The sequence below is a fragment of the Micromonospora sp. NPDC049051 genome (genome assembly GCF_043197575.1).
Lineage (GTDB): Bacteria > Actinomycetota > Actinomycetes > Mycobacteriales > Micromonosporaceae > Micromonospora.
In genome coordinates this window covers 635,533-654,680 of sequence record NZ_JBICTL010000005.1, presented here as the reverse complement: position 1 = coordinate 654,680, position 19,148 = coordinate 635,533, and the positions used below count along the sequence as shown (strand labels likewise).

At 74.0% G+C, this 19,148-nt stretch carries 18 protein-coding genes and 1 pseudogene; 7 read left to right on the top strand and 12 right to left on the bottom strand.

Annotated elements, in window-relative coordinates; all coding sequences use genetic code 11:
- Nucleotides 1-90: pseudogene (locus ACGFIR_RS24170) on the top strand (phytochelatin synthase); the annotation flags it as partial.
- A 109-nt stretch (nt 91-199) separates the two neighbouring features.
- On the opposite strand, the gene ACGFIR_RS24165 reads toward ACGFIR_RS24170, so the two are convergent.
- Nucleotides 200-556: a VOC family protein gene (locus tag ACGFIR_RS24165; protein WP_393002556.1), complete on the bottom strand. Its 357-nt coding sequence runs from the start codon at nt 554-556 to the stop codon at nt 200-202.
- A 160-nt stretch (nt 557-716) separates the two neighbouring features.
- Here ACGFIR_RS24165 and ACGFIR_RS24160 point away from each other — a divergent pair, with 160 nt between their 5' ends.
- Complete coding sequence (locus ACGFIR_RS24160) at nt 717-3,575, top strand: aconitate hydratase (protein ID WP_393147265.1); 2,859 nt, start codon at nt 717-719, stop codon at nt 3,573-3,575.
- A 120-nt stretch (nt 3,576-3,695) separates the two neighbouring features.
- Here the strand turns inward: ACGFIR_RS24160 and ACGFIR_RS24155 are convergent, their stop codons facing one another.
- From ACGFIR_RS24155 to ACGFIR_RS24120, 8 genes are all read right to left on the bottom strand, one after another.
- Nucleotides 3,696-4,307 carry an ATP/GTP-binding protein gene (locus tag ACGFIR_RS24155; RefSeq protein WP_393002552.1) on the bottom strand — a complete coding sequence of 204 codons (612 nt, stop codon included), beginning with the start codon at nt 4,305-4,307 and terminating at the stop codon, nt 3,696-3,698.
- Nucleotides 4,288-4,674 (bottom strand): DUF742 domain-containing protein, encoded by a 387-nt coding sequence (locus ACGFIR_RS24150; RefSeq protein WP_393002550.1) that lies wholly within the window; start codon nt 4,672-4,674, stop codon nt 4,288-4,290. The genes ACGFIR_RS24155 and ACGFIR_RS24150 overlap by 20 nt, the downstream gene beginning before the upstream one ends.
- 5 nt (nt 4,675-4,679) lie before the next feature.
- Entirely contained in the window at nt 4,680-5,102 is a 423-nt protein-coding gene (locus ACGFIR_RS24145) for a roadblock/LC7 domain-containing protein (protein WP_393002548.1), read from the bottom strand.
- Between the two features lie 90 nt (nt 5,103-5,192).
- Nucleotides 5,193-7,796 carry a nitrate- and nitrite sensing domain-containing protein gene (locus ACGFIR_RS24140; RefSeq protein WP_393147263.1) on the bottom strand — a complete coding sequence of 868 codons (2,604 nt, stop codon included), beginning with the start codon at nt 7,794-7,796 and terminating at the stop codon, nt 5,193-5,195.
- A gap of 145 nt (nt 7,797-7,941) precedes the next feature.
- Nucleotides 7,942-9,525, bottom strand: a complete 1,584-nt coding sequence (locus ACGFIR_RS24135; protein ID WP_393147261.1) for a prenyltransferase/squalene oxidase repeat-containing protein — start codon at nt 9,523-9,525, stop codon at nt 7,942-7,944.
- On the bottom strand, nt 9,522-10,448 hold the full coding sequence (locus ACGFIR_RS24130) for a terpene synthase family protein (protein WP_393002542.1): 927 nt from the start codon (nt 10,446-10,448) through the stop codon (nt 9,522-9,524). Before ACGFIR_RS24130 ends, ACGFIR_RS24135 begins: the two co-directional genes overlap by 4 nt.
- Entirely contained in the window at nt 10,445-11,785 is a 1,341-nt protein-coding gene (locus tag ACGFIR_RS24125; RefSeq protein WP_393147301.1) for a cytochrome P450, read from the bottom strand. The genes ACGFIR_RS24130 and ACGFIR_RS24125 overlap by 4 nt, the downstream gene beginning before the upstream one ends.
- Nucleotides 11,786-12,014: 229 nt before the next feature.
- Nucleotides 12,015-12,929, bottom strand: a complete 915-nt coding sequence (locus ACGFIR_RS24120) for a GNAT family N-acetyltransferase (RefSeq protein ID WP_393147259.1) — start codon at nt 12,927-12,929, stop codon at nt 12,015-12,017.
- A 93-nt stretch (nt 12,930-13,022) separates the two neighbouring features.
- Here ACGFIR_RS24120 and ACGFIR_RS24115 point away from each other — a divergent pair, with 93 nt between their 5' ends.
- Nucleotides 13,023-13,271 (top strand): DUF2630 family protein, encoded by a 249-nt coding sequence (locus ACGFIR_RS24115; RefSeq protein ID WP_101411608.1) that lies wholly within the window; start codon nt 13,023-13,025, stop codon nt 13,269-13,271.
- A 43-nt stretch (nt 13,272-13,314) separates the two neighbouring features.
- On the opposite strand, the gene ACGFIR_RS24110 is transcribed toward ACGFIR_RS24115, so the two are convergent.
- From ACGFIR_RS24110 to ACGFIR_RS24100, 3 genes are all read right to left on the bottom strand, one after another.
- Nucleotides 13,315-14,250, bottom strand: coding sequence for a serine protein kinase RIO (locus ACGFIR_RS24110; protein ID WP_393147257.1), 936 nt, complete (start codon nt 14,248-14,250; stop codon nt 13,315-13,317).
- A 270-nt stretch (nt 14,251-14,520) separates the two neighbouring features.
- Complete coding sequence (locus ACGFIR_RS24105; RefSeq protein WP_393147255.1) at nt 14,521-15,165, bottom strand: HAD family hydrolase; 645 nt, start codon at nt 15,163-15,165, stop codon at nt 14,521-14,523.
- Nucleotides 15,166-15,223: 58 nt separating this feature from the next.
- Nucleotides 15,224-16,093 carry a carbon-nitrogen hydrolase family protein gene (locus ACGFIR_RS24100; RefSeq protein ID WP_393002534.1) on the bottom strand — a complete coding sequence of 290 codons (870 nt, stop codon included), beginning with the start codon at nt 16,091-16,093 and terminating at the stop codon, nt 15,224-15,226.
- Nucleotides 16,094-16,197: 104 nt separating this feature from the next.
- Between ACGFIR_RS24100 and ACGFIR_RS24095 the strand changes: the two genes are divergently transcribed.
- The 4 genes from ACGFIR_RS24095 to ACGFIR_RS24080 all read left to right on the top strand — a co-directional run bounded on the left by ACGFIR_RS24095 (nt 16,198) and on the right by ACGFIR_RS24080 (nt 19,068).
- Nucleotides 16,198-16,770 (top strand): helix-turn-helix domain-containing protein, encoded by a 573-nt coding sequence (locus ACGFIR_RS24095; protein WP_363902747.1) that lies wholly within the window; start codon nt 16,198-16,200, stop codon nt 16,768-16,770.
- A gap of 128 nt (nt 16,771-16,898) precedes the next feature.
- Nucleotides 16,899-17,810: a TIGR04222 domain-containing membrane protein gene (locus tag ACGFIR_RS24090; protein ID WP_393147253.1), complete on the top strand. Its 912-nt coding sequence runs from the start codon at nt 16,899-16,901 to the stop codon at nt 17,808-17,810.
- A complete protein-coding gene (locus tag ACGFIR_RS24085; protein WP_393147251.1) occupies nt 17,807-18,625 on the top strand; it encodes a DUF692 domain-containing protein in 819 nt (272 codons plus the stop codon). The genes ACGFIR_RS24090 and ACGFIR_RS24085 overlap by 4 nt, the downstream gene beginning before the upstream one ends.
- A complete protein-coding gene (locus tag ACGFIR_RS24080) occupies nt 18,622-19,068 on the top strand; it encodes a hypothetical protein (protein WP_393147249.1) in 447 nt (148 codons plus the stop codon). The genes ACGFIR_RS24085 and ACGFIR_RS24080 overlap by 4 nt, the downstream gene beginning before the upstream one ends.
- The last annotated feature ends 80 nt before the right edge of the window (nt 19,069-19,148 follow it).

The following is a 19,148-nucleotide window of genomic DNA, read 5'->3' as shown; positions in this document are numbered from 1 at the left end:
GCCGACTCCGCCAACCCCAACCAGGCCTCCTACCGCATGAACATCGACAACCTCGCCGACTGGATCGCCACCCGCGGCTACACCTCCTGACCCACACCACGAACGAACGAAAGGGCCGGCCCCCGACCACGGGGACCGGCCCTTTCGGCATGCGCCGTGCGGGCCGTTTCGGCGCCATCCACCCCGACGGCGGAGGGGATCAGTCGACCGGGGCGAGGAACTCCAGCCGGTTGCCGTGCGCGTCCTGGCTGTGGAAGCGGCGCATGCCGGGCAGCTCGTCGTCGCCCCAGGTGACCGGATAGCCGGCGGCGGCCAGCCGGGCGGCGAGCGCGTCCAGGTCCGGCCAGAGCAGGCCCGGGTGGGCCTTGCGGGCGGGGCTGAAGTCGTCCTCCACGCCCAGGTGCAGCTCCGCGCCGTACGCCGTGAACCAGCAGCCACCACGGGCGGCGAGGGCGGGTGGCTTGGGCTTCTCGGTCATCCCGAGCACCCCCACGTAGAAGGCCCGCGACGCATCCTCGGAGCCGCGTGGGCAGGCGAGCTGGACGTGATGGATCATGGTGGCACCTCCTCGTCCCGAACGATGGCACGAGGTTGCGGAGTTAGCAAGACGGACGTACGGTTTTGTTGACGACGAGAATCGGCGGTAAGTGTCCCCTAACCACGGCGGCACCCCGACCGGTGCGACAGACTGCTCAGGACTACTCACGGTCGCTGGTGTGAAGGAGTACGACGTGGCGAGCCTCGACACCTTCGGTGCGAAGACCCAGCTACGCGTCGGAGACGCGAGCTACGAGATTTTCAAGATCAGCAAGGTGGAGGGCCACGAACGGCTCCCCTACAGCCTGAAGATCCTCCTGGAGAACCTGCTCCGGACGGAGGACGGCGCGAACATCACCGCCGACCACATCCGGCAGCTCGGCGCCTGGGATTCCGGCGCCGACCCGAGCGTGGAGATCCAGTTCACCCCGGCGCGGGTGCTCATGCAGGACTTCACCGGCGTACCCTGCGTGGTCGACCTGGCCACCATGCGCGAGGCCGTCCGCGACCTGGGCGGCGACGCCACCAAGGTGAACCCGCTGGCCCCCGCCGAGCTGGTGATCGACCACTCCGTCATCGCCGACCTGTTCGGCCGGGAGGACGCCTTCGAGCGCAACGTCGAGCTGGAGTACGAGCGCAACAAGGAGCGCTACCAGTTCCTGCGCTGGGGCCAGACCGCGTTCAACGAGTTCAAGGTCGTCCCGCCGGGCACCGGCATCGTGCACCAGGTCAACATCGAGTACCTGGCCCGTACGATCATGGAGCGCAACGGCCAGGCGTACCCGGACACGGTGGTCGGCACCGACTCGCACACCACGATGGTCAACGGCCTGGGCGTGCTGGGCTGGGGCGTCGGCGGCATCGAGGCCGAGGCCGCGATGCTCGGCCAGCCGGTCAGCATGCTGATCCCGCGCGTGGTGGGCTTCAAGCTCTCCGGCGAGATGCCGGCCGGCACCACCGCCACCGACCTGGTGCTCACCATCACCGAGATGCTGCGCAAGCACGGGGTGGTCGGCAAGTTCGTCGAGTTCTACGGTCCCGGCGTGGGCGCCGTGCCGCTGGCCAACCGGGCCACCATCGGCAACATGTCCCCCGAGTACGGTTCGACCGTCGCGATCTTCCCGATCGACGCCGAGACCGTCCGCTACCTGGAGCTGACCGGTCGCGACGCGGCGCAGGTCGCGCTCGTCGAGGCGTACGCCAAGGAGCAGGGCCTCTGGCACGACCCGGACGCCGAGCCGGAGTACTCGGAGCGCCTGGAGCTCGACCTGAGCACCATCGAGCCGTCCCTGGCCGGCCCGAAGCGCCCGCAGGACCGGGTCCCGCTGGGCAACGCCAAGACGCTGTTCCGCTCGGCGCTCACCGACTACGTGGCCGCCGACGAGACCGGCGGCGATGCCGGCCGCAAGCCGGGCGTCCCGCAGCAGAGCACGCCGTTCGGTGTGCAGGGCCGCGCCGACGAGGCCAGCGCCGAGTCCTTCCCGGCCAGCGACTCGCCGGCCGTCGACGGCGTCAACGACCCCGCCGACGCCCCGCGTGAGCTGGTCAACGGCGCGCTCGGCGCCGGCGGCCGGGCCAGCAACCCGATCCGGGTCACCGGCGCCGACGGCGTCGAGTACGAGCTGGACCACGGCGCCGTGGTGATCGCCGCGATCACGTCCTGCACCAACACGTCCAACCCGCAGGTGATGATCGGCGCGGCCCTGCTGGCCCGCAACGCCGTCGACAAGGGCCTGACCCGCAAGCCGTGGGTGAAGACCACCCTGGCCCCGGGTTCCAAGGTCGTCATGGACTACTACGAGCGGGCCGGCCTCACGCCCTACCTGGAGAAGCTCGGCTTCCACCTGGTCGGCTACGGCTGCACCACCTGCATCGGCAACTCCGGCCCGCTGCCGGAGGAGGTCTCGGCCGCGGTCAACGAGGCCGACCTGGCCGTCGTCTCCGTGCTCTCCGGCAACCGGAACTTCGAGGGCCGGATCAACCCGGACGTCAAGATGAACTACCTGGCCTCCCCGCCGCTGGTGGTCGCGTACGCGCTGGCCGGCACGATGGACATCGACCTGGCCAACGAGCCGATCGGTGAGGACAGCGAGGGCAACCCGGTGTTCCTGCGGGACATCTGGCCCAACAGCGCCGAGATCCAGGACGTCATCGCCTCGGCGATCGGCGCCACCGGCTTCAGCTCCGCGTACGAGGACGTCTTCGCCGGTGACGAGCGCTGGCAGTCGCTGCCCACGCCGACCGGCGACACGTTCGCCTGGGCGGACGAGTCCACCTACGTCCGCAAGCCCCCGTACTTCGAGGGGATGCAGCGGGAGCCGAAGGCGGTCGTCGACATCACCGGCGCGCGGGTGCTGGCCAAGCTGGGCGACTCGGTGACCACCGACCACATCTCGCCGGCCGGCTCCATCAAGGCCGACTCGCCGGCCGGCACGTACCTCGCCGAGCACGGCGTGCCGCGCCACGAGTTCAACTCGTACGGCTCGCGCCGGGGCAACCACGAGGTGATGATCCGGGGCACCTTCGCCAACATCCGGCTGCGCAACCAGCTGGTCCCCGGAGTCGAGGGCGGCTTCACGGTCAACCACCTGACCGGCGAGCAGACCTCGATCTACGACGCCTCCGTGGCCTACCAGGAGGCGGGCGTCCCGCTGGTCGTCCTGGCCGGCAAGGAGTACGGCTCCGGCTCGTCGCGCGACTGGGCGGCCAAGGGCACCATGCTGCTCGGCGTCCGGGCGGTCATCGCCGAGTCGTACGAGCGGATCCACCGCTCGAACCTGATCGGCATGGGCGTGCTCCCGCTGCAGTTCCCGGCCGGCGAGACCGCCGAGTCGCTCGGCCTCACCGGCACGGAGACGTTCTCCATCACCGGCGTCACCGCGCTCAACGACGGCGAGACCCCGCGTACGGTCAAGGTCAGCACCGACAGCGGCGTCGAGTTCGACGCGGTGGTGCGGATCGACACCCCGGGTGAGGCGGACTACTACCGCCACGGCGGCATCCTGCAGTACGTGCTGCGTCGCATGATCGCCAGCTGACGCACCGAGGCGAACGGGCCCCCTGCCGGCGTCGGCAGGGGGCCCGTTTCATCGCTCTGACGCACCACGCAGCTCGTGGGCGCGCCGGGGGAAGCCGCAGCGAGGAGCTACGGCGTCCGGTTACTCGGAGGCCGCCGCGCGGCGGCGGGCCTCGCGGGTCTTCATGGCGTGCTCCATCAGCGTGATGAGCACCTCCTTGCTCGACTCCCGCTGCCGGGCGTCGCAGAGCAGCACCGGCACCCCCGGGTCGAGGTTGAGCGCCGCCTGGACCTCGTCGAGCCGGTACTTGCGGGCCCCCTCGAAGCAGTTGACCGCCACGACGAACGGCGTGCCCCGCCCCTCGAAGTAGTCGATGGAGGGGAAGCAGTCGGCCAGCCGGCGGGTGTCGGCCAGCACCACCGCCCCGAGCGCGCCGAGCGCCAGCTCGTCCCAGACGAACCAGAACCGGTCCTGGCCCGGGGTGCCGAAGAGATAGAGCACCAGGTCGTCGCTGATGGTGATGCGGCCGAAGTCCATCGCCACCGTGGTGGTCGTCTTGCTCTCCACCCCGGAGAGGTCGTCGATACCGACGCCGGACTCGGTCAACACCTCCTCCGTACGCAACGGGCGGGTCTCGCTGACCGCGCCGACCATGGTGGTCTTGCCCACGCCGAAGCCACCCGCGACGAGGATCTTGATCGCGGTGGGCAGTGGCGTCGCTCCCGCCGGCCGCTCAGAGTGCCCGTAGTCCATTGATTACCGCCTCGAAAATGCTGTTGTCGGGAAGGCCGGCCGTGGTGTGCGGCTCGCGTACCTGTACCAGGCTGCGGGCCGCCAGGTCACCGAGAAGGACCCGGATTGTGCCCACCGGCAGGTCCAGGTGGGCGGCGATCTCGGCGACGGACTGGATCCGCTGGCAGAGCCCGACGATCGCCAGGTGCTCCGGGCCCAGCCCGACCTCCGGGGTCACGTCCCCGCGGGTCGCTGTCACCAGGGAAATCAGGTCGAACGTGCCGGTGACCGGCCGTGCCCGGCCACGCGTCACCGCGTACGGGCGCACGACCGGGCCGGCATGGTCGTCGACCCACTGGTGCTCCGAGGACTCCCCCTGCACCGTCATCGCGGCTACTTCTCGCCGGTCTGCTGCTCGCCGGTCCGCGTCGGCGACGCCACGTACTTGCCGACGCGGGTGACCAGCATCGCCATCTCGTAGGCGATCAGGCCGACGTCGGCGTCCTCGCTCGCGAGGACGGCGAGGCAGGCGTTGCGCCCGGCCGCTGTGACGAACAGGAACGACGACTGCATCTCGATGATGGTCTGCTGCACCTGCCCGCCACCGAAACGCTTGCCCGCACCTCGGGCCAGGCTCTGGATGCCGGCCGCCATGGCCGCCAGGTGCTCGGCGTCGTCCCGGCCGAGCCCTCGCGAGGCGGCCATCAGCAGGCCGTCCGTCGAGAGCGCAACCGCGTGGTCGGCCTGCTTCACCCGGCCGACCAGATCATCCAGCAACCACGTCAGGTCGGCACTCGAAGCCGTCTTCTGCGCCACTCGTCGTCCTCTTCTCCCCCGGCACTTGTCGCCGTGATCGTCTCGGCGGCCCGCCACGCCACGGGATTCCCCGCACCGTGGCGGCGCCGATCAGGTCGCTTGCAGGTCGTCGCCGGCGTCGGGTTCCTCGCCGGCCTCGGTTCGGCTGTCGCCCGCTCCACCCAACAGCCGGGCGGCGTCCGTACGGCCACGCCGGGTGCCGGTCTGGTAGGAGCTCATCATCCGGCGCACCTGCTCCGGCGGGCGCACCTCGTCGTCGGTGTCGTCGTCCCCGGCGGTCGCCGGATCGTCGCGAAGCTCCGGGACGATGCTGGCCTGCCGGACCCGCACGGGCAGCCCCGAGTCGGTACGCGCCGTCACCTGGCGGGCCGTCGGCGCCGGGCCGCCGGCAGCGGTGGACCCGGTGCCGGGCTCCGGTGCGCCCGGTGTCCCGGTCGCCTCGGTCGTCCCCGCCGGCGTGGGCCGGGCGGCGGTCACCGGCAGGCCGGTCGGGAAGGTCGGGCCGTCCAGGGCGTACTGCTCGGATCCGCCCCTGGGCCGCACGGGCAGCCGCGCGTCGAGGGCCGGGGCGGCAGCCGGCAGGCTCCGGCCGCGCGACCGGGTCGGCAGGGCATCCCCGTCGGCCTCCATCGCGGTGGTGTCGTCGGCCTCCGGGGACTGCCGGGCGCGGGGCGCGAACGGCGGCTCGGCCAGCGCCACCGGCGCCGCGGCCAGCGGCGGCTCGGCGGCAGGCGGCGCCTGCTCGGGCGTGCCGGAGACCGGGCCGGTGGCGGCGGGCAGGCCGGTGGGGAACCCGCCGGAGGTGCTCGGGTCCTCGTCCCCGGCGGTCACCAGCTCGGCCGGGATCAGCACGACGGCCGTGGTGCCGCCGTAAGCGGACTCCTTGAGCTGCACCCGCACACCGTGCCGCTCGGTCAGCCGGCTGACCACGTAGAGCCCGAGGCGGGAGGCGTTGGCCAGGTTCAGCTCGGACTGGTCGACGATCCGGTGGTTCGCGGCTGCCAGGTCCTCCTCGCTCATGCCCAGGCCGCGGTCCTCGATCTCGATGGCGAAACCGTTGGACACCATCTGCCCGCGCACCTCGACGGTGGTGTGCGGCGGGGAGAACGACAGCCCGTTCTCGATCAGCTCGGCGAGCAGGTGGATGACGTCGCCGACCGCCCGGCCGGTGAGCGACACCGCACCCAGCGGCAGCACGTTGACCCGGGTGTAGTCCTCGACCTCGGCGACCGCGCCCCGGACGACGTCGACCATCGGCACGTTGCGCCGCCAGGCGCGGCCGGGGGTCGAGCCGGAGAGCACGATCAGATTCTCCGCGTTGCGCCGCATCCGGGTGGCCAGGTGGTCGACCCGGAACAGGTCCTCCAGTTCCTCGGCGTCGTGCTCGCGGCGCTCCATCGCGTCGAGCAGGGTGAGCTGGCGGTGCACCAGCGCCTGGGTGCGCCGGGCCAGGCTCAGGAACACCTCGCGTACGTTGCGGCGCAGCTCGGCCTGCTCGACGGCGGTGCGGATCGCGGTCTCCTGCACGGCGTTGAACGCCTTGCCCACCTGGCCGATCTCGTCGTCGCCGAACTCCAGCGGCGGCGCCTCCTTGGCGACGTCGACCTCCTCGCCGTGGCCGAGCCGCTCGACCACACCGGGCAGCCGTTCGTTGGCGAGCCGGAAGGCGGCCTCGCGCAGCCGTTCCAACTGCTGCACGAGGGCCCGGGCGGTGGTGATCGACACGACGATCGAGGCGATGACGGCGAGCAGGCCCAGACCGGCGGCCAGCACCAGCCGCAGGACGACACCGACGGCGATCGGCGCGGCCCGTTCCACGAGGGCGTCACCGGCCTCGATGATGAAGCGCTGCTGCTCCTCGACGACCACGTCGGCCGCCGCGCGCCACTCGGCCGCCGAGACCGGTGGCGCGCCGCCCGCCCGGCCCTGTACGACGACGCGGTCCTCCAGGGCCCGGAAGGCGGTGAACGCCTCGCCGGCGAGCAGTGCCTCGTAGCGGGTCCGGTCGGCGCTCGAAAGGTCGGTGCGGACCTGGCTGTCCAGGTAGCGCTGGGCGCCCGTGGCGCGGGCGAAGGCGGCGGTCTCCTCGGGCGTCATCCGGCCGGCGGCCAGGGCGCCGGTGATGAGGGCGTCCTCCTGGGACATGAGTTCGCGGATCCGGACGAGCTCGATCAGCGCCGCGGTCTCCTGCGTGAACCGCTCGTCGTCCAGGTTGCCCAGCGACCCGTACATACGCAGCACCGAGTCGATCAGCTCGGTGTACGCGCGGGTGGCGGCGGCCCGGTCCACCTGACGGTCGCGGATGGACTCGCGTACGCCGTCGAGCCGGTCCAGCCCGGCGACGACCGTGTCGATCTGCCGCTGGCTCTCGTCGGCCGCCAGGTCCACCCGCCAGCTGCTCACGGACTCGCGGAAGTCGTCGGCGACCTTCTCGGTCCGCTGCCACTGCGCGTCGAGCTGTTCGCGCTCGGCCGCGCCGGAGCCGCCCAGGTACGCCGCGGACGCCCGGCGTTCGGCCTGCAACTCCAGCACCAGCGGCTCACCCGGCTGGGCGACCTGCGCGTCGAGCACCTGCACCCAGAGGAGACTGACACCTTCCCGGAGGGTCACCCACGCGGCGAACGCCCACAGCGCAACGAGTGAGGCCAGCAGAGCCACGACTTTCCGGCGCAGATTGGAACTGCGGGAACCCATTGAAAACCATCCCTGGCGGGGAGTCTGATTCATCCGATCGGCGGCTTCCGCATGGCGCTTCGACCGACCCGGCGCACGGTAGCAGTGTCGGGACGATCACTCAAGCAGTGCTGATCATGACCGGTGCGTGGTGGACAGCAAGGGTTCACGGTCCTGCGTGGCCGGTCGACCAGGCCAGCTGCCGCGCCGCCAGCACGGCGGCCCGCACGATGAGCACCGGGTGGTAGAGATCCTTGTCATGCCACAGTGGAGCGTCGTCGTCCGTGCCGTCGCGGTCGGCGTCGAGGTAGGCGAGGGCCCGGCGCACGACCGGGGCGAGGTCCGGCCGGGGCGGTCGCCCGGTGCCGAGCAGCACCTGCAGGGCGTACGCGGTCTCCTCCGGCGTACCCGCCCAAAGCCCCCAGGAGCCGTCGTCGCGCTGGGTGTCGCGCACCCAGTCGGCAGCCCGGTCGAGCCGCCCGGCGACGGCGTCGGGCGCGTACTCGGCCAGGCTCGTCGCGGCGCTGGCCGTCGCGTAGTACGGCGAGGCGTGCCAGCGGTCCGTCCAGCTGCCGTCGGCGAGCTGGCCGTCGACCAGCCAGCCCGCCACCCGCCGCGCCACGTCGGCGTACGGGCGGCCGGGGCGGTGCAGGGCGTGCCAGCCCAGCGCCTCCAGCACGTGGGCGTTCGTGGTGACCGACGCGCCGTCCTCGCCCTGCCACGTGCAGAAGTGCGTGCCCGTGTCGTACGCCAGGAGGCTGTCGGGCGCGACCGGGCGGCCGAGCAGGGCCAGCGCGAAGAGGGTGACGGCGGTGGTGTCGGCGTCCGTCGGCAGTCCGGGCGAGGTGGCCGCGCCGGTCGGCCCGAGCGCGGCGGCCAGGCCGTCGGTCAGCGCGGCGGGGACGTCCGCCGCCGCGCCGACCCGGGCCAGGCCGCTGAGCACCCAGGCCCGCTCGAACACGGCGATCGGGGTCGTGCACGGCACCGGGCCGCCGCCGCGCGCGACGACCTCGGTCAGGTAGGCCAGCGCGGCGCGGTCGGCATCCGGGCGGGTGGGATCGCCCAGCCAGGCAGCGGTGGCGGCGGGCGAGGCGCCGACGGCGCCCGAGACGGGCCGGGCCCGCAGGTGCGTGCGGGCCCGCCCGTCCAGCACCTCGAAGGCGTGCCACAGCTTCTCCGGGATGGGCCCGTCGGCCGCGATGAGCCGCGTGACCGCCTCGGCCCGGTGCCGGGTCATGCCGTACGGCATCGGCAGCGTGGGCGCCGGCCGCCCGGTCCGGTCGACCGCGCCGTCGCCGAGGAGCGCGTCGATCCGGTCGATCAGGGCGGGCACGATCAGGTCGACGCCCGGCATGTCCGGCACCGGCTCGGCGGCGACCAGCAGCCGGTCCCGCAGCGCCGCCACGCCCCGGTCCACGGCGGGCGCGAGTCGCCGCGCCTCGCCGGGCTCGACGCGCCCCGGGCTGCGCAGGGTGCTCAGCAGCGCCTCCACCGCGCTCAGGGTCGGCACCAGGCCGTACGCGCCGGGCGCCCCCCATCCGCCGTCGGCGCGCTGGGTGGCCAGCAGGTGACGCAGCCGCTCGGCGTGCCCCGGCAGCCAGGGCGCGTCGCTGACCAGCCGGCCGGTCTCGTAGACCGAGGGCGAGACCGTGCCGGCGGGGGCCGCCAGCATCGCCGCCACCAGTTCGCGGCCGGCGGCGGCCAGCCCGGCGCCGCCCACGTCCGGTACGGCGAGCGGGGCCGCCGTCACGACATTCCCCAGAAGTCGGCCAGCTGGTAGAAGCCGCTGCTGAACCCGACCTGCCGGGCCAGGTAGTCCGCCTCGCGCGGGCAGGTCGCGCGCAGCGGCACCAGCATCTGGCGGCACGTGTCCACCAGCGCGGCGAGCCGCTGCTCCACCTCGGCGCGGTCCTCGACCAGCAGCAGCGCGTTGAGGTCGCCCCAGCGCAGGTCCCGTTCGTAGGTGCCCAGGTCGTTGACGAGGCGCAGGGCGCGCTGCACCTGGTCGCTGACCGCGACCAGCTCGTCCAGCCGGGCGAGGGTGGCCTCGTCGCCGGTGTAGAGCCAGTGCGCGACGTTGACGATCGTGCAGGCGTGGTTGTCGGCGTTGTCGAGGTAGGCGTCGAGGCTCGGCAGGGACGACCGGTCCCCGGGCCGCCGGGCCGCCTTCCACTCCCACTCGCGGGCCATCGCCCGCACGGTCGCGTCCACCCGGTCCCGCCACAGCGGACGGTACGCCGCGAAGGCGTCGGACGTCGCCAGCTCCCCCTGGAGCTCGGCCAGGTAGGCGCCGAGGTGGTCGTCGGCGGCGGGCGGTTCGCCGGCGGCCACCGCGAGGCAGCGCGCGACGAGCCCGTCCACCTCGTCGCGGGTACGCGCCCGGTGGTCGATCAGCCAGTCGAGGGCGAAGCCCCACAGCACGGTCCGGTTCGCGGCGCGCAGCTGCTGGGCCGTGCACCACGGCGCGCCGAAGGCGATGGCCAGCGAGATGTTGGCGAACAGCATGGTGTCGAACGGTTCCGCGGGGAACAGTTCGGGGTGGGCGGCGGCCGACGTCTGCAGGTCGCGCTGCCCGCGTACCGCCAGGCCGCAGATGCGCCCCTGTTCCTGCGCGTCGCGCAGTTCGTCGCGCCCGACCGTCGCCGCGCCGGCCGCCGCCGGCACCCCGGTCACGCCGGCCTCCGCTCGCGTACCGGGGTCAGCGCCATGACCACCGGTCGGCCGGGGCGCAGGGCCGCCGCCAGCTGCCGGGGTGGCATGCCGCGCTCCCGCAGGCGGAATCGGTAGCGGCTGAGCATCGTGGCCACCACCAGCGGAGCCTCCAGGTTGAACAGGTACATGCCGAGGCACTGGTGCGGGCCGCCGCCGAACGGGAAGTACGCGTACCGGTGGCTGCGGCGCGGCTGTTCGCCGAGGAACCGCTCGGGGTCGAAGGTGTCCGGACGGTCCCAGAACCGGGCGAGCCGCTGGGTGATGTAGGAGCTGACCACGACGATGCTGCCCGCCTTGATCCTGGTGCCGCCGATGACGTCGTCGGCGAGGGCCGTACGCGGCAGCAGCCAGCCCGCCGGGTACATCCGCAGCAGCTCGTCCACCACGGCGCGGGTGTAGGTGAGCCCACGCAGCTGGTCCCGGCTGATCGTCCGGTCCGTGCCCACCACCTCGTCCAGCTCGGCGTAGAGCCGCTCGGCGATCTCCGGGTGGGCGTCCAGGATCGGCCACAACCAGGTCAGCACGGCGTAGGTGGTCTCCGTCGCGGTGGCGAAGGACGAGACCACGTCGTCGCGGACCTGCCGCTCGTCGAGGGGGCGCCCCTGCTCGTCGCGGGCGCGGGCCAGGGCGGCGAGCAGGTCGTCGCCGTCGCGCGGGTCGGCGATCTCCCTGCGTACCAGCGGCAGCATGATGTCGTCGACGACGCCGATCGCGCGGCTCAGGGCCCGGTCGCCCGGCACCGGCACGGCGTCCGGCACGAACGGCAGGAGCAGGCGCGCCCGCAGCGCCGTGACGATCGTGCCCTGGGCGGCGACGATCCGTAGCTGGTCGGCGAGGCTCACCTGGTCGGCGAAGAAGACGCTGCTGATCGCCCGGCAGATGACGCGGCCCAGTTCGTTGCCGGCGTCGAACCAGCGGCCGGTCCGGGCCGGCTCCTTGAACTCGTCGACGGCCTCGCTGACGGCGTGGCTCATGGAGTCGACGAGGGAGTCGATGCGCTTGGCGGTGAAGTGCGGCTGCATCCGCGCGCGGCTGGCCTGCCACCGTGGCCCGTCGGACAGGATGCCGTCGCCGGTGAGCCGGCGTACCGGGCGCCAGAGCATGCTCTGCCCGCCACGGGTGTAGTTGGCCTCGTTGTCGCGCAGGATGTGCTGCACGTGGGCCGGCTCGGTGACCAGGTACGGGCGGATCGTCCCGAGGTTGAGCCGGACGATCTCGCCTTCGGCCTCGTCCGCCAGCCTGACGAGTCGGCTCAGCGGATCGCGCAGCAGACCGGGGAGCATTGTCCACAGTGGTATCGAGCGGGCCGCCCGTCCCCGTGCGTCCTCGACGCTCCGCCCGGCATTGGCATCCCGCACCCGCGGCTCCTCCCCCTCGGTCACGCTCCGTTGTGACGGACCGTCAAGTGGACGGCTGCCTTGCGTCACAACCCGGGAAGCATGCCACCACCCGCCGAGGCTCCGCTAGCCATCGAACGAGAATTTTGCTCATGGGAATGCTCGTCCATGAAGGATTTCGTGGTGGGAGTCACTTCTGGAGGGTGCGCAGGTGGCGCCATTCGGCGGCCGCCGGCCGGTACCCGAACCACGCGTTCACCGCCCGCATCGCGTCGTTGCCGGCATCGTTGATCGTGAATACCCAACGGAGGCCCGCCGCGCGGGCGGCCCGTAGCGACGCGTGCTTGACCAGCCGGGCGAGGCCCCGACCCCGCCACCCGGGCCGGGTGCCCGTCATTCCCGACAGGTACCGGTTCCGGCCATCGGTCAGCGCGACCGTGAACGCCACCACGGCACCGTCGGCCGTCGCCACCGTGCTGAGCGCCCGGTCCAGGTCCGGCCGGTCCCAGTACGCGGCCCGCCAGTCGTCAAAGCTGATCTCGTCCATCCCGACGTCGCCCGGCTCGTCCGCGGCGGCGGCCAGGTCCGCCTCGTACAGCGGACGCGGGTCGACCAGGTCCGCGGCCGTACCCAGCCGCACCCCGGCCGGCGGGTCGGGCGCGGCCGGCAGCGCCGTCGCCAGGTCCAGGCCCAGGATCACGTTGCGCCGGCCGGAGCGGTAGCCGTGCCGCTCGGCGAAGGCGAGCGCCGCCGGTTCGTCGGCGACCCGGGCGTACGCCCGACGCACGCCGAGCCCGACGAGCCGCTCCTCGGCGGCGGCGAGCAACGCCGAGCCGACGCCCCGCCGACGCCCCTCGGGGCGCACGACCAGGTTGACGAAGCCGAGCCCCGGCTCCGCGCTCTCGTGCAGCAACCCCGTACGGGCGACGCCGGCGATCCCGCCGCCCTCCTCGGCGACGAGCATCCCGAAGCGTTCCGCCGGTTTGCCGGTCGCCTGCCAGGCGAGCAGCGCCGGCGTGACCACCAGGTGGGGCCGGGCGGCACGGAGCAGGTCGACGACCGGCGCCGTGTCGGAGGGGCCGGCGGCCCGGACGATGGGGGCCATGGCTGGGCAACCTACCGCAGCGGCGGGCCCGGCGGGGGCGTGCGGCGGTGGAAGCCGGGGCGCGCCCGCGCGGCCTGTGCCAGGCTCAGGGACATGGACGACAAGACCATCCTGAACCGGATCTCCGAGCTGGTCGACGAGGAGCACCGCCTGCGCGCCGACGCGCAGGCCGGCGAGTCGGGCACGGACGACGACGCCCGCACGCGGCTGCGCGAGCTGGAGGAGTCCCTGGACCAGTGCTGGGACCTGCTGCGCCGGCGGCGGGCCGCCCGACAAACCCACGGCGACCCGGACGCCCAGGGCCTGCGCCCCAAGCCGGCGGTCGAGCGCTACCTCCAGTGACCCGGTCCCGGGCGGCGGGTGCCGGCCGCCCGGGACGTCGCGGTCAGCGGATCCCCGCCTCCCGCAACAGCAGCGCGGTCAGCGCGGCCGGCTCGGCGTCCGCCGCCGGCAGGCCCCGGGCCGCGAACCAGGTGGCGACCACCCGGACGTCGCGGGCCAGGAACTCCGGCCCCTGCGGGTTGGCCACCACGTCGACCACCTGCGGCAGGTCGATCAGCACCAGCCGCCCCGCGTGCACCAGCAGGTTGTACGGCGACAGGTCGCCGTGGGCCAGGCCGGCGCGGGCGAGCACCACGAGGGCGTCGACGAGCTGTCCCCACAGCTCGCGCAGCTCCCCCGCCTCCGGCCTGAGCTGGGCCAGCCGGGGCGCGGCCAGCCCTTCGTCGTGGTCACCGACGAACTCGAGCATCAGCTCGGTGCCGCGCACCTGCACGGGATAGGGGACGGAGATCGTGCCGTACCGGGCGCCGACCTCCCAGAGCCGGGTCAGCGCGGCGAACTCGGCCGCCGCCCACTGTCCGGCGATCATCTGCCGGCCAAAGGTGGTACGCCCCGCCATCGCCCGGTTCTCCCTGGACCGGCGGACCCGCCGTCCCTCCAGGTAACCGGCGTCGCGGTGGAAGAGTCGGTGCTGCGGGTCCCGGTACCGCTTGACCGCCAGCAGGCAGGACCGGTCGGTGCCGGGCACCGCCCGGCGGACCAGGTGGACGTCCGCCTCCTTGCCGGTCTTGAGTACGCCCAGCTCGGTGTCCCTGGCGGCCAGTTCGGTGACCAGCCAGTCCGGGTGGGGCTGGGGACCGTGCACGGCGTCGTCCCAGGAGGACCAGCGCTCCCCCGTCTCGGGGTCCGGCTCGTCGTCGGGGTCGGCGGGGGCGGGACCGGTGGCCCGGCCCCGCTTCAGGAAGAGCTGTTCGTCGTCGTCGAAGCGGCGCTTGCCGCGGGTACGGCGCTCGCGCGCCGGAAGGTCGTGATCGCGCACTGCGGTGGTGTTCCCTTGCTCGAGGCTACTGGGGGCAGGTGGAAGTGACCTGCGAAGACGGCCATGACCGACCCCCTCTCCTCGACCGGGCGCGGGCCCGGCTGCACGATGCGCCGACCATGCTCGCGAACCGACGGCGACCCGGTCAACCGGTTTTCGCCCACCGCCCGTCCGGCACACCGCGGGCGGCCACGGCACCCCCTCGGGCGGCGCGCACCGGTCCCGAGGCGGGGCCGGTGGACCGGCAGTCGCGGTCGGGGCACCCGTCCATCAGGCGGCGAGCACCGCCGCGACGGCGGCGATCAGGCCGTCCGCCGTGCGGGTGGGGGCGAACCGGCTGTCCACCCAGCTCCGTCCCCGGTGCAGCCAGACGCTGGGCAGGCCCACGGCGGCGGCGCCCCCGATGTCCGCCTCCGGACCGTCGCCGATCACCCAGGCGCCGTGCAACGGCCGCCGTACCCGCTGGGCGGCCAGCACGAAGATCCTCGGGTTGGGCTTGCTGACGCCGACCTCCTCGGAGATGACCCAGTCGGCGACGAAGCGGTCCAGCCCGGTACGGCGGATGACGGCCTCCTGCTGCCGTACGCCGCCGTTGCTGACCACCACGGGCGTCCAGCCGGCCTCGTCGGCGATCCGCAGGGCGCAGGCCACCAGCGGATCGAGCCGGATGTTGGCCACCACGCCGTCGTGCAGCTCCTCGACCAGGTCGATGGACGGGATCAGCAGCCCGTACCGGTCGCGTACGGCGTCGGCCACGTCCCACCGGTCGGTCAGCCCGTCCGCGTCGATCGACACCAGCCAGTCGATGTCGGCCGGCGGCGCACCCACACCGGCCAGGAACCGCTCTCCCCAGGCGCGGAACGGACCGGCGCGGTCAAGCAGCGTGTTGTCCAGGTCCAGCAGGAGCAGCGGCACTCGGGCACCCTACGGGAACGCCACCGCCCACCGACAGTGCCGCGGCCCTCCCAAACCCTCAGGCCGGCAGCGCCGAGCGGGCGGTTCCCTGGTGGGGCAGACGGTCGAGCAGCATGCAGTGCGCCGCCCGGGTCGCCGCGAGGGCCTCCGGGGCGAGCGTGACGACCAGCACGGCCTCGCCGGTGTCGGCGCCGCGCGCCAGCGGCCGGCCCTCCGGGTCGTAGACGGCGGCGCCGCCGTTGAACCGCCACGGGTCGGTGCCGCCGACGAGGTTGGCGAACACGACGTACATCGTGTTGTCCAGCGCGCGGGCGGCGTAGTAGAGGTCGCGGCGGTGCTCCGAGCCGGCCAGGTAGCCGCTCGGGCAGAGGTAGCCGTGCGCCCCGTCGGCCGCCGCGGCCCGGCCGTGCTCCGGGAAGCAGCCGTCGTAGCAGATGCCGACCCCGAGCCGCCAGTCGTCGACGAGCAGGGTCGCGCCCCGGTCGCCGGGCACGAACAGCTCCCGCTCGCCGCTCCACAGCTGCTGCTTGTCGTAGCCGACGCGGACGTCGCCGGCGCGGTCGACCAGCAGGGCGGAGATCGTCCGCCGGCCGTCGGGGTGCCGGACGGCGGCGCCGACCACCACCGCGCCGCCGCCGTCGCGGGCCGCCCCGCGCAGCGGGTCCAGCCGCGGGTCGTCGACGGCGCCGGCCCCGTCGGCCGCGACGTCGGTGCCGGCCGGATCGGCCGCGAGCGTCGGCAGGTGGTACGCCGGCAGGAAGAGCTCGGGCAGCACCGTGACCCGGGCGCCCTGCTGCGTCGCGTGGCGGACCAGCCGGGCGGCGCGCGCCGCGTTGCCGGCCACGTCGCCGGGGATGGATTCGGCCTGCACGGCGGCGACGGTCAGCGGGTCGGCGGGGACCGCGACGGCGGTGGGGAGTGGCGTCACAACGGGATCCTAGCGGCCGACCGGCGGACGATGATCTTTCGCGCGACCAAACCAAGCCGTACGTACGGTTTGCCAGACGAGGGGTGAGCTGTCACGATCGACCCGTGCCCAGAGTAAGCCAGGACCAACTCGACGCGCGCCGCCAGGAGATCCTCGCCGCCGCGCGGGCCTGTTTCGCCCGGCACGGCTACGAGGGCGCCACCGTCCGCAGGCTCGAGGAGGCCACGCGGCTGTCCCGGGGCGCGATCTTCCATCACTTCCGCGACAAGGACTCGCTCTTCCTCGCCGTGGCCGAGGACGACGCCGCGGCCATGGTGGAGACGGTCGCCCGCAACGGCCTCGTCCAGGTCATGCGGGACCTGCTGGCCGGCGCGGTCTCCCCCGACACCACCGGCTGGCTCGGCAGCCAACTGGAGGTCTCCCGACGGCTGCGTACCGACCCGGCGTTCGCGAAGCGGTGGGCGCAACGGTCGGCGGCGGTCGCCGAGGCGACCCGCGACCGGTTGGCCCGACAGCGCGAGGCGGGCGTGCTCCGCGCGGACGTGCCGATCGACGTGCTGGCCCAGTTCCTCGAACTCGCCTACGACGGCCTGGTGCTGCACCTGGCCATGGGCCGCCCCGCCGGCGACCTCGGCCCGGTGCTCGACCTGGTCGAGGAGGCCGTACGCCGCCGCTGACCCCGTCGCCGGGATGGACCTCCCCGAGGCGCGTATCGGTCCGGTAACTCGACCCACGCGGTGGGGACGGCGTGGCGGGGCTGCTCCACAATTGGGCCGCGATCCCCCCTCGCCTCAAGGAGCAGCAGATGACCGTCTTCGCCGCACCTGGTGACACCTGGGGCATCTCCGGCCCCACCTTCCTGCGGGTCTACCTCCTCGCGGCCGTCGTGATCGTCGCCGGCACGCTCGTCCACCGCCTCGCGGTCCTCGCCGGCCCGTCGGTGGACAACCTCGGGCAGCTCCACCCGCAGCAGGTCGCCTACCTCAACGGCGGGCAGCAACTGGCCATCTGGGCCTCGGTCGGCGGGCTGCGCAGCAGCGGGGCGCTCGGCGTACGACCGGACCGGCGGCTCACCACCGGCGGACCGCTGCCGGCCGGGATCACGCCACTGGACCAGGCGATCCACATCGCCGCCGGCCGGCATGCCAAGACCCGGGAACTGGCCCGCGACGGGCGGGTGTGCCAGGCGCTCGACCACCTCAGGGCCGACCTGGAGCAGCGCGGGCTGGCGCTCGCACCGGCCCGCCGGACCGCGCTGCGCGGCGGCGCGTTCCTGCTCACCGCCCTGTTGCTGATCGGCGTCGTACGCGTCTTCGCGGGGCTGGGCAACGACCGTCCGGTGGGCTGGCTCATGCTCACCCTCCTTCCGCTGTCCGTCGTGGCGATCGTGCTGTACCGCGTGCCGTGGCGCACCCACGCCGCCACCCGGGCCCTGCGTGGCCTGCGCCGCCAGCACACCTACCTCGCGCCAGCCTCGGCCCCCGCCCACACCACGTACGGCGCGGCGGGCGCCGCGATGGGGATCGCGTTGTACGGCACCGCGTCGCTCTACGCCATGGACCCCGGCTTCGCCAGCCAGGCCGAGATCCAGCGCCAGGCGATCAGCGGCACCGGGGCCTCCTCCAGCGGCGGCGGGTGCGGCGGGGGTGCCTCGTGCGGCGGGGGCAGCTCGTGCGGAGGCGGCGGGGGCTGCGGCGGAGGCGGGTGCGGCGGATGACCGGGCCGGCCGGCGTGGGCATCGGCTGGCGGCCCGAGATCGCCGGGTTCGTGGCCGACCTGCCCGGGCTGCGTTTCGTGGAGGTGGTCGCGGAGGGCGTCGCCGCCGCCGGGCCCCTGCCGGCGGGGCTGGCCGCGCTGCGCGAGCGCGGCGTGACGGTCGTACCGCACGGTGTGCGGCTGTCCCTCGGCGGCGCGGAACCGGTCGACCCGGCGCGCGTCGCGCACCTGGGCGCGGTGGCGGAACGCCTCGGGGCGCCGATCGTCAGCGAGCACATCGCGTTCGTCCGGGCCGGCGGCGTCGAGGCCGGCCACCTGCTGCCGCTGCCCCGCAGCCGGGAGGCGGTCGACGCGGTCTGCGCCAACGTCGCCCGCGCGCAGGCCGGGTTGCCGGTGCCGCTCGCGCTGGAACCGATCGCGGCCCTCTTCGACTGGCCCGACGACGAGCTGGACGAGGCCGACTTCCTCACCGAGATCCTGGAACGCACCGGCGCGTTCCTGCTGCTGGACATCGCCAACGTCTACGCCAACGCCCGCAACCGGGGCGCCGACCCGGTCGCGCTGCTCGACCGGCTGCCGTTGGACCGGGTCTCCTACGTGCACGTGGCGGGCGGCGCCGAGCACGGCGGCTACTACCACGACACGCACACCGATCCGGTGCCCCCGGCGGTGCTCGACCTGCTGCGCGAGCTGTGCGCCCGCCGCCGGCCACCGACGCTCCTGCTCGAACGCGACGGGCACTACCCGCCCGCCCCGGTGCTCCGCGCCGAGTTGGACGCCCTCGCCGCCGCCTCCGGCTTCCCGGTGGTGACGTGAGCGGCGACCTGGCCGAGCGGCAGGCGGCGCTGGTGGCGGCACTGGTGGCCGGCGGCCCGGTGCCGGCGGGTTTCGACCCGGCGGCGCTGGCCGCCGCCGGGGCCGCGCTGCTGCGCAAGCGCGCCGGGGAGGTGGCCCGGCACTGGCCGCTGCTCGCCGCCGGTCTCGGCCCGCAGTGGTCGGCGACCTTCGCCGGCTGGGCGGCGGGGCGGCCGACCGGGGGCTCGCTGCGTGACGGCTGGGACCTGGCCCGCGACCTGCGCGAGCGGGGCGCGCTGCCGCCGCTGGGCGCGGAGGAGCTGGCCGCGCGCGAGGCCACCCACCGCTACGACGGGCACACCCCGCCGCGCCCACGCCGGCTGCCGGCATGGGGGCGCGCCGACGGGGCCGTCGCGGTCCAGATCGCCGGTCGGGTACGCCTGCTGCGTCCCGCCCGCCGCTGACCGCCCGCCGCTGACCGCCCGCCGCTGACCGCCGCTGGATCGCCCGCCGCTGGCCGCCCCCCCGGATCGGCGACCGCCGA

What these genes read in the sequence shown, in the direction of transcription:
- ACGFIR_RS24140 (WP_393147263.1), bottom strand. Translation starts at nt 7,796, where the DNA reads ATGGGTTCCCGCAGTTCCAATCTGCGCCGGAAAGTCGTGGCTCTGCTG.
- ACGFIR_RS24150 (WP_393002550.1), bottom strand. Translation starts at nt 4,674, where the DNA reads ATGACGGTGCAGGGGGAGTCCTCGGAGCACCAGTGGGTCGACGACCAT.
- ACGFIR_RS24165 (WP_393002556.1), bottom strand. Translation starts at nt 556, where the DNA reads ATGATCCATCACGTCCAGCTCGCCTGCCCACGCGGCTCCGAGGATGCG.
- ACGFIR_RS24085 (WP_393147251.1), top strand. Translation starts at nt 17,807, where the DNA reads ATGACCGGGCCGGCCGGCGTGGGCATCGGCTGGCGGCCCGAGATCGCC.
- ACGFIR_RS24115 (WP_101411608.1), top strand. Translation starts at nt 13,023, where the DNA reads ATGGACGACAAGACCATCCTGAACCGGATCTCCGAGCTGGTCGACGAG.
- ACGFIR_RS24090 (WP_393147253.1), top strand. Translation starts at nt 16,899, where the DNA reads ATGACCGTCTTCGCCGCACCTGGTGACACCTGGGGCATCTCCGGCCCC.
- ACGFIR_RS24120 (WP_393147259.1), bottom strand. Translation starts at nt 12,929, where the DNA reads ATGGCCCCCATCGTCCGGGCCGCCGGCCCCTCCGACACGGCGCCGGTC.
- ACGFIR_RS24155 (WP_393002552.1), bottom strand. Translation starts at nt 4,307, where the DNA reads ATGGACTACGGGCACTCTGAGCGGCCGGCGGGAGCGACGCCACTGCCC.